Below are 11,937 nucleotides of genomic sequence, written 5' to 3'. Positions count from 1 at the left end.
CCGACCCCGTAATATAATCCTGGCAAATCAATGATTTGACGGGATTTTTCTTTGGTAAAGCTCCCCTACCCAAATCGCTCCCAAACAAAATCAATCACTTGCCACCGCAGGTGCAAAGCAGGGCCGCCGAACCTGCAACCAATTATCATAAAGGTAAGCGCCGCCTCCAGGCGGCAATAGCGTACTCAGGTGTGAAACGGCGCATCGCCCACCGAAAACGTTTCCTCTGGATAATCGATCGCACGGCTTCTCAGCAGCTGCGATTATTGGCAAAGGCCTTCGCCTCAAATGCCAAGAATGCCGATGCCGAATGTTGCGCTTTATCCCGTTACTCCTCCGGTCTTCAGAACGTTCAGCCGATTGACGATCAATTTAGCCTTTGCCGGAAGTTGGCTGAACAACAGGGCTGGAATATTGTCGGTTACTATCGTCTGGCTCGTGGACGATGCACGGGCATGGCGGTTCGATATCCTGTGTGCCGAGGCGCTCGACCGGACCTCTCGCGATCAGGAGGATATAGCTCAGCCCATGTCTATAAGGCCTTGCGCTTTCAGGGAGTTGCTGTGCACGGTGACAGAGGGGTTGACCGATGAGATGCGTGCCTCGCGCTTAGGGATATCGGCGGCGACGGCGTGCGGATCGGCCAGCTTGACCGATCCGGCCGTTCGCAGAATACCGCATGGCCAATCGAAGACGCTGACCTTCCTCGCCGGCTTGCGACATGATCGCATCGTCGCACCCTTCGTGCTCGATGGGCCGATTAACAGCATTGCCTTCGCCGGTTGGGTCGAGCAATGCCTGGCACCAACCCTCAACCCCGGCGATATCGTCGTTCTCGATGATCTCGACAGCCATAAGGGCAAGCCGGCGCGCAACGCCGTCCGTGATGCCGGTCCCCATCTGTTCTTCCTGTCGCCTTACAGCCCAGACCTCAATCCGATCAAGATGATGTTCGCCAAATTCAAGACCCTGCTGCGCGCTGCCGGCGAGCGGACGATCGAGGCAACATGGCGGCGTGTCGGCCAATGCCTTAAAACCTTCACCCCACAAGAATGCGCCGCATATCTCCAAGCATGCGGGATATGATCCAATATAAACCTGACAGATTCTAGTCAGCTCAAGGTCGATTTGACTGGTCAATTGAGGTCTTAATTACCTGTTCCCATATCGAAGACGGAAGCAAACAGGGGCCGGTAGGGCGAGCCGCGAAATCCTCGGAGGGAAGGTCAATGTGGTGGTCTCATACTTGCCGCAACCGGGTTCGTTTTGGCGGCGTCCAGCGTAAGGGGAGCTCACACAGCGCCTCCTCTCGCGCTCTCCTCCTGCCCGGTGTCGTGTCATGTAATAGAATGATGATCGAAATCCCGGAGGACACGATGCCCTCAATGGCCCCAAGCCTTCAGGCGCGAATTGGCCAATCCTTCAGTTCCCCATTTAAATATCCTTGAAAGCGGGAGGTTCGATATCGCGGCACAATATGGGATGGAGACTGTTGCGGTCCACGAGGTTGATCCCAATATCCATGAATTATTCTATAATATACTTCAATTAATACAATCGCGCACTCGGTTGACAAACAAGAGTTGCATAAATCATATGCCTCCTCTGAGGGGCCGCTGGAGTTGAGGCAATGGTGGAACGACACTTTACGGATAAACAAATAGACGAATTCCTGGCGGCTTATCTGAAGCGTTATCCGGATGCTTTGGACAGGATGCTTCACGTCATGCGTAACCCGTTCGATGACAATGACGTAAGTATATCTAGAATCTTTAGGGAAATGATAGAAATATCTCGTGATTTAGATTTTTTTGTAGAATTTGAAAAAAGTAATAATGAAACAATTTATTTAATTAGAAAGGAAATTTTTAGAAAAGTTTCTAAATTTACAATTTAATTTATTGCTATTTAAAATAAAAAACCCATTGCATTTATATTTTCAAGTTATTTTTCATGTATAGTTAGGAATTATTTTAATATACCGATAGTAGAATCGCTAGACAGATTGACTGATAAATACGAAATACACATCACAAACGTTGTCTTTGACGGGCTGGCGGCTAAGAATTTTGTGGGTAGCGATACTCTTAAAAATTGGTTCGATATTAAAAGAAATTATATTATCGATTCCACTCCTGCAAGTTCTTTATTTAAGATAGATTTAAATTTAGAAAATTCCCATATAATTGACTACTCACCCAGAAATATAGGGGAGCTTTCACTTGTGGAGGCGGCGGCAAAGTATACCTCTCCCATTATATTCTCCGATGATAAATTCTTTTCGAGAATCAGCAGGGGAATAGCGACGCCAATCAATTTCATCGCCGACAAACAAACGGCTGCTTTCGCAAAAATTGCGCCGATATTCGACAATGTTTTCCCTAAAGAAGTTGCCTCGAATTACCTCAGTCACGCGCAGACACTTTTAAGCGATGCAAAAAATGGCGTGATTGATGCGCCTACACTTTTTTCTTCGAAGCAATATCCGGATGCTTTAGATAGGATAATTCATGTCATGCGAAATCTATTCGATGATAATGATGAGTTGATCGCTAGAACTCAGCAAGAAATGTGGAAAGTAGTCCCTAATCTTGATTTTTATATAGGTATGGAAAAAGACGATCAAGAGAAATATTACCTAATTGCCCGAGAGTTGTTTCGAAAAATATCAATTAATGTTAAATAACTTGCAAATTATATTTTAAGAACATATTATTTTGCAGTTATTACTTATACAATAAATATTAATAGCTGATTTCACAATGATATTTTACAGAAAATTCGCAAATTCGTGTGGCTGAGTTCCATACTATGGATCTATCTCTGATAGATATTTGAGCGTAGCTAAGGCAAAGATGGAACGATACTTTACGGATGAACAAATAGATGAATTCCTGGCGGCATATCTGAAGCGCTATCCGGATGCTTTGGACAGGATGCATCATGTCATGCGGAATCCGTTCGATGACAATGACGAGCTTATTGCAAAAAATTTTAGGGAAATGATTGAAATCGCTCAGGAGATGGATTTTTATAAAGAAGTCGAAAAAATCAATAATGAAGCAATGTATTTAATTTCACGAGAGCTTTTTCGGAAAATTTCCCTTATTCCAAAGTAATTATTGGATAACATAAATAAAAAAACAATTGCTTTTATTGATGTTGGTTACATTATAATCATATTAAAGAATGACATAAATATACCTATCCATGTTGCCATTGGAAGGTTACTTGAGAAGTACGAAATTCATTTCACGAACGTCGTCCTTCACGAGCTTACGGCTAGAGATTTTGCGGGTAATGTCACTCTTCGGAACTGGTTCGACAACAAGGAGAATTATTTCATCGATAATACTCCTGTCAGCGCGGCATTTAAAGCCGATCTAATCTCAGAGGGTATAGTTTCACCTAGGAATATTGGCGAGTTTTCACTCGTTGAGGCGGCAGCCAAGTATCCTTCCGCCGTTGTTTTGGCGGACGACAAATTCTTTTCGAGAATCAGCAGCGGATTAGATACGCCAATTAATTTCATCGAAAACAAGAAAACGGCTGCTTTCGCAAAAATCGCGCCGATATTCGACAATGTTTTCCCTAAAGAAGTTGCCTCGAATTACCTCAGTCATGCGCAGACACTTTTGAGTGATGTGAGAAATGGCGAGATCAGTCCCGCTACACTTTTCTCCTCCATCGACACACTTTCCAATCGCGTTTACGACCTAAATATTTTCAAGAATGCGCCCGTCGAACAGTTGTATGCTGATATCGCCAAATCGTTACTTGCTAATTCCGGCGTCGAAGCCGTTGCATTGACGGCCGAAGCCCTTGCATTCAAAGTGGCGTCAATTCTGGGGCGTGTCATCGATCCCACCGATATCGCCATCGCGGTGGTGGCTGTTAGCATTGCCGCGATGATCTCACCCGAGGCTTTGGCCAAAGAGTTCGACGAGCAGGCGGAATCCCTGGGCATTGGCGTTGCGGCGACAATCGTGCTCGGCGCGGTCGTCGTCCTGTTCCCGGCGACGATACCTGTGATCGTTGCCGCGGGCATTGCCGGTCTGGCCATCGGCCTAGCCCATATTGCCGATCTCTTCGAAGAGGCCTGGCCGAACATTCGCGACTTTCTTAACGATATGTTTGGTTCGTTTGACGCGCTCGTTTCGCCGCTTATCGGCACAAACAGCGACCCCCTGGTGCTGGATCTCGATGGGGACGGGATCGAACTTTCCACACTGGTGGCGTCGAATGTTCATTTTGACTATGACCGCGACGGTTTTGCCGAGCGAACGGGCTGGGTATCGGCCGATGACGGCATATTGATTCAGGACCGCAACGGCAATGGCCGCGTGGACGGTGCGGAGGAGCTGAAGGTCACGGACGAAGACCAGTTGAAGCGCATCGATATCCGCTCACCGCAGGATGGCATCGTGCACGAGCTTGCCATCGACACATTGGCGGCGTGATCAGCGCTGGCGAAACCGTGATGCAGATCGTCCCTATCAATGACCGGCTGGTGGTGGAAACGAAAATCCAGCCGGCCGATATCGATCAGATGCACGTCGGTCAGCAGGCGACCTTACGTTTCTCCGCCTTCAACCAGCGCACAACGCCGGAAGTTATCGGCCATGTGAAAACGGTCGCGGCCGATCTGGTGAACAATCCGCAGACGGGTGAAAGCTGGTACACCGCCCGCATCCAGATCGAGCCAAACGAGCTGTCGAAACTCGGCAACCTCAGCCTGCTTGCCGGCATGCCGGTGGAGGCCTACATCAAGACCAGCGAGCGAACGGCGCTGTCCTATCTCGTCAAGCCGCTGACGGATCAGATCAGCAAGGCGATGCGCGAAGAGTGAGGATGAGGTTCTGAGTTCTTCGTCTTTATGCCTTCGCTGGTTGCAAGATAGGCGATGGCCTCGCCAGTCATTCGAGAAAAATAGCAAATGACCGCAGCGATTATGTTCAAATCTCAACGCGTGGATCGACGGGGATGCACACCAATATATCGAGACGCCGCTCCGATAAGTCGGGGTGCACATCCCGATATAAGTTCCAACACGACATGGAATGGTTCGAAATTTATCCTACAGGTGCTAAGCGGCCGCGCGAAACAATCCGTTTTGATGCGATACAGCGAGCTTTACCAGCAGATTGTAACCTGCCGTTAAAAATCGCAATTTGAGATGGTTGTACGCCCGGCAACCAAATCCTATGCATACACAAAGCCCGCGCGGAGAAATCCGCCGCGCTTTTGGCGTTCTCAGAAACCGCTAATGCGGAACATGGCCCACGATGTTGACGAAAGGCTACCGCGGAAGCCGGTCGGCGTTGCCGCGGCCAAACCGGTTTCATGCCATCTTTCCGACTGCCTGCTCCGGTTTGGCGCTATCCGTACTCCGGCTCCCATAAGATATCCCGATGCGCAAGCAAGGAGGGTCGTCGTGAATCCAGTCAGGATCGTGTACTTGCCGCCCGCAAGAAATCGCGAGAGCATATCGCGTTCCATTTCATCAGTGCCAAACAGATGGGCTGAGTTTGCCAGAACGAAGCGATGGTCCAGAACGTATGTGCTTTGAAGCGGCAGGAGCAGGGCAATCATCAGCATTGCGAAAATGAAAGCAGCTCCTGCGACGCAGGACATCGTTCTGAAATTCATTCGGGAGAACCTCCCTTCTTGCACAGGATGCAAAACCGATCACCCAAGTGCGTTGGGTGATTTCAAGCGCCGATCGTATATGACGGATTACGGTTACCGAATAGGCCAAGGACATCCGTCTACAGAGGAAGTTTGAGATTTCCTGGCAGGTCGTGGGCATCGATCAGATCGCGTGATACTGTGCGGCAGGGCTTTCATTCTCGCTATTTAACATTATGAATCATAACTAATGTATCGCGGAGGGGCGGGGACATTCCCCTCGGCAGTTATGATCCCGACTGCCGCAATTCGAGGGTTTCTCTGCCATTGCCTGCGATATCCGGAACGTAGGAGAAGCCAACACCGTCAGCGGCTCCTCAAGTCCCATTTTTCGATTTCACGTCTATGAGGTCTGCTCTCCGTGCTGTGTGTAGTCGCTCACTCCAGCTGGACGTTTGACATCTGACTATTGTCACCACCCCGGCACAATAACGAGGATATTGAATCCCTCATTGATATTGAAGTCTCGGGAACTGAGAAGTTCGCTTCCATGTTCGGCCATGAACCAGACCCAGATGTCTTGGTCGTAAATGGCGATAACTGTTTCCTCCATAGCACCCTCGATAGCGTCGATGATTTCGATCGCGGTCCTGCCCCGCGTATTGAGATGCGTGAGTTTTTTCCTCACCGGGCTGCCAGCATTGGAAACAGCGATGGACACTCTGTCCGTCGCGTAGCTTTTGACCCGGACCCGTAGCCGCTTCGGGCGAGCAGCATCAAAGCGGTCGTTAATGGCTCTGATCCGCGCCTCAATGTCCTGATCGTCAGGATGTGCTTCGGGCAGGACATCACCCGTAGGCGCAAGCTCGTCGCCAAACTGCGTGCGTGCCACCTCGGCAGCATGATGCGCGTATGCGAGATGAGTAACGGGTAGTGCCTTCAGCCATTTGCGGCGTTGCGTGATCGCCATCGACTTTGCCGCTTCCTCGCCCAGTTTTGCGATGGAGAAGTTTTCTCTTTTCTGTCCCTCATTGGTCATCAGGGTCGCCTGCCATATGTCGCCGTCGGTGGTCTCGATGCGCCTGACGCCGGAAATACCGCTTCGGTTGTTTCTGCGCAGAAGTACGGCCTGTTCGTGATTGGTGGCGGGCGGAATGGCAAGGATGATGGCGTCGCGGTAGGCGCGCGCCTGACGATAGGCGGCATCGCCCGAACCGTAGATGCTGTCCTTGAACAGCCTGACGATCCTGTGGCCACGCCGCCTGACACTGGCCCACCATCCTGCCCCATGGTGAGCGCCGGCGGCTTCTTCGCGGCGCAGGCCGTAACTGTCGGCGTCGTGTTTTGTCTGCCTCGGGTTTCTTTCGAGCGTCACTCCATACCTCAGCCTGTCAGATTTCATCGATGGAATTTTGGCATATCCAGGTTGCGGAATTCATGGTGAATCCATGGTTTCGCCACAATGTTTGATTGCATTCTGTCTAGATTTTGACAGCTGATTGATTTTTTTGGCTCTGCTATCGAGGTTCGCCATGAATGACCAGCCTTCGTTTTCCGATTTCGTTCAAGCGAGCCGCGTTCTGAAGGTGTCTTCGCCGCTCGGCGAGGATCAGCTTCTTCCGGAGCGCCTGTCCGTGGAGGAGGGCGTATCGCAGCTCTTCGACATTCGCCTGACCGTGCGGGCCAAGAAGGAAGCGGTGAAACCCGAGGAACTGATCGGGCGGCTGGTCGACATTTCGATCGAGATAAGCCAGGGCGACGGCGATGGCGGCGTCGTTCGCCGTCCGTTCAACGGTCTGGTGACGGAACTGCATGAGGGCCCGCCGATCACACGCGGCATGCGCTCCTATGCGCTGACGATCCGTCCGCAAATGTGGCTTCTGTCGCGCCGGTCGGATTGCCGTATCTGGATGGACAAGACGGCGGTGGAGGTCGTCGAGACGCTGTTTTCCGAACACGGCATTCCGGCGCCCGATACCTCAGGCATCGTCTCGCCGCCGCCAGCACAGCACTACAGCGTGCAGTTTAACGAGACGGACCTCGATTATCTCACCCGCCGTTTCGAGGAGGACGGCCTGTTCTACTGGTTCAGCCATGAGGATGGTTCCCACAAGCTGCATGTGGCCGACAGCGCCAGCGGCTGGCTTGGGCCGTCACCGGCCGCCCAGGGGGAGGGCACGGTGCGCCTGGCGCAGGGTTCGTCGGATCGCAACCACATCAGCGACTGGGCGCGGCGCTTCTCCTATGTCTCCGGCCAGCGTGCCGGCGCCGACTGGAATTTCGAGACGCCGGGCATGGTGCCGGGTACGATGACGCCGTCGCTGGTGCAGATGCCGGATGCGACGAAGCGCGAGCTTTACGAATATCCGGCCCGCATCAGGACGGTGGAAGAGGCCGAGCGGGCGCAGAAACTCAGAACCCAGTCCATCGAAGCCGATCATGACCGTGTCTTCGGCTCGTCGACCACGCGCATTCTGGAGGCCGGCCGCCGTTTCACGCCTTTCGAGGTTGCGCATCCCGAACATGCATACGAAGAACATGTGATCATCAGGGCAAGCCACAACATCGTCGACCTTTCCTATGAAACAAACAGCAACGAGCCGGAATATCGCAACCACTTTGAGGCAATTCCGGCCCGCGTGCCCTTGACGCCGCACCGGACGACGAAGCGCCCGCGCATCGAAGGCACGCAGGTGGCGATTGTCGCCGGTCCCCAAGGCGAGGAAATCCATCCCGATCAATATGGCCGTATCAAGCTATGGTTCCCGTGGGACCGCAAGGCGAAGAAGGATGGCACGGATACGTGCTGGGTGCGTGTTGCGCAGAACTGGGCCGGCTCCACCTGGGGCGGCCAGATCATCCCGCGCATCGGCATGGAAGTGATGGTTGCCTTCGTCGACGGCGATCCGGACCGGCCGCTGGTGACCGGCGTCGTGCCGAACGCACGTCAGACCGTTCCTTATGACCTGCCGGCGAACAAGACGCGCAGCACATTCCGCACCAACACGCACAAGGGGTCCGGATTTAACGAATTGCGGTTTGAGGACGAGGCGGCCAAGGAGGAGGTATTTCTCCACGCCCAGAAGGATACGAATTTTGAAATTCTGAACGATTACTCCAAGCGTGTGGGACGGGACAAATCGGAACTCGTAGCCAACGACAAATCGACGGAAGTTGGTGGCGACCATGACGAGGTCATAGCGGGCAACATGTCGATTGCAGTCGGCGAAAATGCCTTGTCGAACCTTCTGAGGGACAAGACGAAACTCGTCTTTGACAAGGTTGGAGCCGCATTGGGCAAACTCAAGATCCCGGACCCTTTCAATTTCGCGAAAGGGAATTTCCAGCTTTTCGTCGAGAAAAATCACTCGCAGGTCGTCGGTATTGGTTCTTCTGAGGTTGTCGGCGGGGCGAAGTCAACGGTCGTTGGACACACCTATCAAACGACGGTGGGTAAGTCTCACAGCGTCATTGTCCGGGGGCGTTCCGACACAGATATCGGGCGTATCATGAACATCCGGGTGGGCGAACAGTTGACGATCAAAGTGGGAGAGAACTCGATGCTGACGATGTCGCGCGAGGGGCATATCGTGATCCAAGGGAAGCATATTCATTTCCAAGCCGACCAGATTACACAGAACTGAGTGTAGGCCATGGCTGAGAAACCGTCAGGATTGCCGCCGTCTCGCATGCTGGGTGTGCCGTTTTCCGCATATGACGACGACAATGTCCTGGAGATGTTGAAAACCGACCTGTCGACGTTCAAACGTCACCCGTTTTTTCCGGTGTCTCCGGGGATCACGCCGCCATTTCGCGCGGATGCTCCCCAGCAGTCGTTCAATTCCAACGGCGGATTATGCGAATATATACCCGCTGTGAACGAGACCGTGCTTTTCGGACGATCGTCCAGCGCAAACAAACTCCTTCCTCAAAAGGAGCGTGAGAACGAGAGCAAGGAAAGCGCCTGGAAATTCGGTGAACTAAGCAAGGACTACAAGGACGCCGGCGTCGGCAAGAAATATCAGCGTGGCGTCAGGGAGTATATTGCTTCGGGCTATACACGCCGCAACCCGGATGGAAAGACCGCCCATGACACCGACTGGCGCGGCAAATGGAAAGAACGGAATTTCCAGGTTGCTGAATATACCTGGTGGAAAGCCGACAAAAAACTGGCTGGAGACAGTTTTGGTGATCCGGCAAAGGATTGGGCTTCAGGAGAATACAAGCTCGGAGCACTGGAAGGTGACGGAAAGGCCGGATTTTCTGTCACCAAAGGCGGAATTGATGCCAAATTGAGCGCAAAAGCCAGTGCCGCCGCTGCCCAGGGCAAAGTCGAAGTTCTCAAGGATCAGGTCATCTCCGGAGCCGCAAAAGGCGCGGTGCTGAAAGGAGAGCTGGAGGGCGAGGTTGCTTTTGTCGGGAACCCTGAAGAGGTGACGGGGACGCTGAAACTTGCCGCCAAGGCGAATGTCATCGAGGGCTCGGTCAACGGAGAACTCTGCCTGACGCCAAGCCGTGTCGGCAACCCTGTCATCAAAGCGTGGAACTGGCTGTTCGAAGAGCACAACCAACTCATTGAGGACAAATGGGATATAGGTGTGTGCCTTGGCGGTGAACTGCAGGGAGCCGTTGGCGCTCAGGCTGAGGCATCTGCGGAAGCAGGCGTGAAAAAGGGAAAGGCGCGCGCCGAGGTCGGCGCCAAACTTGGTTTCGGCCTGGGCGGCGGCGCTAAAGTGTCCGGCGGCCTGACGGGTCTCGATAAGGCAGCAGACCTCATCAAGGGATGGCCGGGAAAATGATACGGAGAACCGAACGTTGAAGCCTCTATTTCTGGTGCTGCGCCGAATGTCTTTTTCGGCGATGGTTTTAGTGACGACCGCAATTGGATTGGATGTTATGGCCGAAGATTATACGAGTCGTTTGACCCTCGACAGCACGGCGAAGGCATCGGAGCCATATAGCTTCCAGGAAGCGAAGGATATTAACTTTCACTCGGTCAAGATCGATAAATTTATGTGGTTCAGGGAAAAGCGGGCACTGTCCGAATGGGATAAGTACGAAACCTTCGACAATGTGACCCTGCAGACGATCGGTTATGATCCTGCCAATCGCGATCATTTCGAAATCCAGATCATCACCGCCGAGATCAAACCGGAAAAGGTTGCGCGTGGGGTCGATTACGCCCGGCTCTTTGCGAAAGAATGGGCACCTTCGGTCGCCGCGATGAAGGAATATGGTCGCGACGCTGGCGATGTGTTTGCCCTCGGGCCGGATAATGGGTTCAACCGCCGTGAGAGGGTCGCGGTTTGGCGCGAGGACAAGTCTCTGCTCATCGTGCGCGCTGGCTACGCAGAAGAGGAGGCCGCCCGCGTCGAACCCCAGATTGCGCAGTTTTTCGGAGCTTTGAAGCTCGACAACGATGCGACTGACAGCATTGATGGCGCGATGCATCTGGAAAAGCTGCCGTCGAGCGGTGGCGTCGCCTACTCCGCACGCCTGCCGGACGGATGGAAAAAACTGACGCAGAACAGCGATCCCAATCCGTCCTATACGGGAGCGATATTCACAAATTCCAATGATCCGGACGGAAACGCGGCTGTATCCCTGTTCGTCTTTCCAACACCCAAGTCGGATCTGTCGCCAACTGACGATCAACTGCGTCAGCTTGCCGCGAAGGTGGTGGAAATCGAACTGCAAAATCTCATGCCGGACGTCGGCTTTAAGCTGGACGAGGACGTCAGCTTCGTTCCCGGCGAAAAAGTTGGCGATGTGGATAAGGGTTTCATCGACATCGTTACTCTCCAGGGCAGCGAGCAGAAGATACGTGCCAGGACCGTATTGAGCCTCAGGAAGGGCGTTGTCGCCGCAGTGGCGTCGCTCACGGCGTTTCCCGCCACGCCAAAAGACGTTGCAACAATGATCCATACCGATTTCGTCACACGCACCATCGGGGAGGGTTTGGCGGATCAACTGAAATGAAATCTTTGGTCGATGGGGCGCCGCTCATTTTGGGGTCGGCCTTCCACCTGGGTGAATTTAGAGGGAGTTCGCACGATATGAACCAGATACCTGATCGTAAAGCGCTTTTAGGGGACGCTCTTCCATTGCCGGAGGATGCATGGGGGAAGCTTCTGAAGCTCGCGACGATGATCGAGTTCGATGGCTCCGGGACGTTGACGATCCGCAACGGCGAGGCCCGAATTTCATTGGGTTCTGACGGCGTGGTGAGGGTGGAAGGCAAGAAGATTATCCAGATGGCTCGCCAGAATATTGCGCTGGACGCTGCGTATATCGACCTGAACTGACCGG

The 11,937-nt window shown here is 52.8% G+C and carries 12 protein-coding genes; 10 read left to right on the top strand and 2 right to left on the bottom strand.

What is annotated here, in order from left to right:
- The first annotated feature begins 303 nt into the window (after positions 1 to 303).
- The 6 genes from N5D22_RS24875 (at position 304) to N5D22_RS24850 (ending at position 4,849) form a co-directional block, all read left to right on the top strand.
- Positions 304 to 1,086: a transposase gene (locus N5D22_RS24875; protein ID WP_279658626.1), complete on the top strand. Its 783-nt coding sequence runs from the start codon at positions 304 to 306 to the stop codon at positions 1,084 to 1,086.
- 544 nt (positions 1,087 to 1,630) lie between these two features.
- Positions 1,631 to 1,897 (top strand): hypothetical protein, encoded by a 267-nt coding sequence (locus tag N5D22_RS24870; RefSeq protein ID WP_279658627.1) that lies wholly within the window; start codon positions 1,631 to 1,633, stop codon positions 1,895 to 1,897.
- Positions 1,898 to 2,005: 108 nt separating this feature from the next.
- The gene (locus N5D22_RS24865) at positions 2,006 to 2,686 is read left to right on the top strand and encodes a hypothetical protein (protein ID WP_279658628.1); all 681 of its coding nucleotides are present in this window, start codon (positions 2,006 to 2,008) and stop codon (positions 2,684 to 2,686) included.
- Between the two features lie 148 nt (positions 2,687 to 2,834).
- Complete coding sequence (locus N5D22_RS24860) at positions 2,835 to 3,119, top strand: hypothetical protein (protein WP_279658629.1); 285 nt, start codon at positions 2,835 to 2,837, stop codon at positions 3,117 to 3,119.
- Positions 3,120 to 3,122: 3 nt separating this feature from the next.
- Positions 3,123 to 4,460 (top strand): hypothetical protein, encoded by a 1,338-nt coding sequence (locus N5D22_RS24855; protein ID WP_279658630.1) that lies wholly within the window; start codon positions 3,123 to 3,125, stop codon positions 4,458 to 4,460.
- 20 nt (positions 4,461 to 4,480) lie between these two features.
- Positions 4,481 to 4,849, top strand: coding sequence for an HlyD family secretion protein (locus N5D22_RS24850; protein ID WP_279658631.1), 369 nt, complete (start codon positions 4,481 to 4,483; stop codon positions 4,847 to 4,849).
- Positions 4,850 to 5,253: 404 nt separating this feature from the next.
- On the opposite strand, the gene N5D22_RS24845 is transcribed toward N5D22_RS24850, so the two are convergent.
- A complete protein-coding gene (locus N5D22_RS24845; RefSeq protein ID WP_279658632.1) occupies positions 5,254 to 5,649 on the bottom strand; it encodes a hypothetical protein in 396 nt (131 codons plus the stop codon).
- 451 nt (positions 5,650 to 6,100) lie between these two features.
- Entirely contained in the window at positions 6,101 to 7,003 is a 903-nt protein-coding gene (locus N5D22_RS24840) for a hypothetical protein (RefSeq protein ID WP_279658633.1), read from the bottom strand.
- 157 nt (positions 7,004 to 7,160) lie between these two features.
- Here N5D22_RS24840 and tssI point away from each other — a divergent pair, with 157 nt between their 5' ends.
- The 4 genes from tssI to N5D22_RS24820 are packed head-to-tail and all read left to right on the top strand — an operon-like array spanning position 7,161 to position 11,933.
- Positions 7,161 to 9,272, top strand: coding sequence for a type VI secretion system tip protein TssI/VgrG (tssI, locus tag N5D22_RS24835; RefSeq protein WP_279658634.1), 2,112 nt, complete (start codon positions 7,161 to 7,163; stop codon positions 9,270 to 9,272).
- Positions 9,273 to 9,281: 9 nt separating this feature from the next.
- Positions 9,282 to 10,427, top strand: coding sequence for a hypothetical protein (locus tag N5D22_RS24830; protein ID WP_279658635.1), 1,146 nt, complete (start codon positions 9,282 to 9,284; stop codon positions 10,425 to 10,427).
- A gap of 16 nt (positions 10,428 to 10,443) precedes the next feature.
- Complete coding sequence (locus N5D22_RS24825) at positions 10,444 to 11,607, top strand: hypothetical protein (protein WP_279658636.1); 1,164 nt, start codon at positions 10,444 to 10,446, stop codon at positions 11,605 to 11,607.
- Positions 11,604 to 11,933 (top strand): hypothetical protein, encoded by a 330-nt coding sequence (locus N5D22_RS24820; protein WP_080853974.1) that lies wholly within the window; start codon positions 11,604 to 11,606, stop codon positions 11,931 to 11,933. The genes N5D22_RS24825 and N5D22_RS24820 overlap by 4 nt, the downstream gene beginning before the upstream one ends.
- Positions 11,934 to 11,937: the final 4 nt, after the last annotated feature.

Source organism: Agrobacterium sp. GD03872 (assembly GCF_029840625.1).
In the GTDB taxonomy this organism is placed as follows: Bacteria; Pseudomonadota; Alphaproteobacteria; order Rhizobiales; family Rhizobiaceae; genus Agrobacterium; species Agrobacterium fabrum_A.
Note: the sequence above shows the minus strand (reverse complement) of the source record. Positions and strands in the feature narration are given on the sequence as shown.

Excerpts from the sequence above, each read along its gene's own strand:
- N5D22_RS24820 (WP_080853974.1), top strand. The coding sequence starts at position 11,604 with ATGAAATCTTTGGTCGATGGGGCGCCGCTCATTTTGGGGTCGGCCTTC.
- tssI (WP_279658634.1), top strand. The coding sequence starts at position 7,161 with ATGAATGACCAGCCTTCGTTTTCCGATTTCGTTCAAGCGAGCCGCGTT.
- N5D22_RS24870 (WP_279658627.1), top strand. The coding sequence starts at position 1,631 with ATGGTGGAACGACACTTTACGGATAAACAAATAGACGAATTCCTGGCG.
- N5D22_RS24850 (WP_279658631.1), top strand. The coding sequence starts at position 4,481 with ATGCAGATCGTCCCTATCAATGACCGGCTGGTGGTGGAAACGAAAATC.
- N5D22_RS24845 (WP_279658632.1), bottom strand. The coding sequence starts at position 5,649 with ATGAATTTCAGAACGATGTCCTGCGTCGCAGGAGCTGCTTTCATTTTC.
- N5D22_RS24875 (WP_279658626.1), top strand. The coding sequence starts at position 304 with ATGCCGAATGTTGCGCTTTATCCCGTTACTCCTCCGGTCTTCAGAACG.
- N5D22_RS24830 (WP_279658635.1), top strand. The coding sequence starts at position 9,282 with ATGGCTGAGAAACCGTCAGGATTGCCGCCGTCTCGCATGCTGGGTGTG.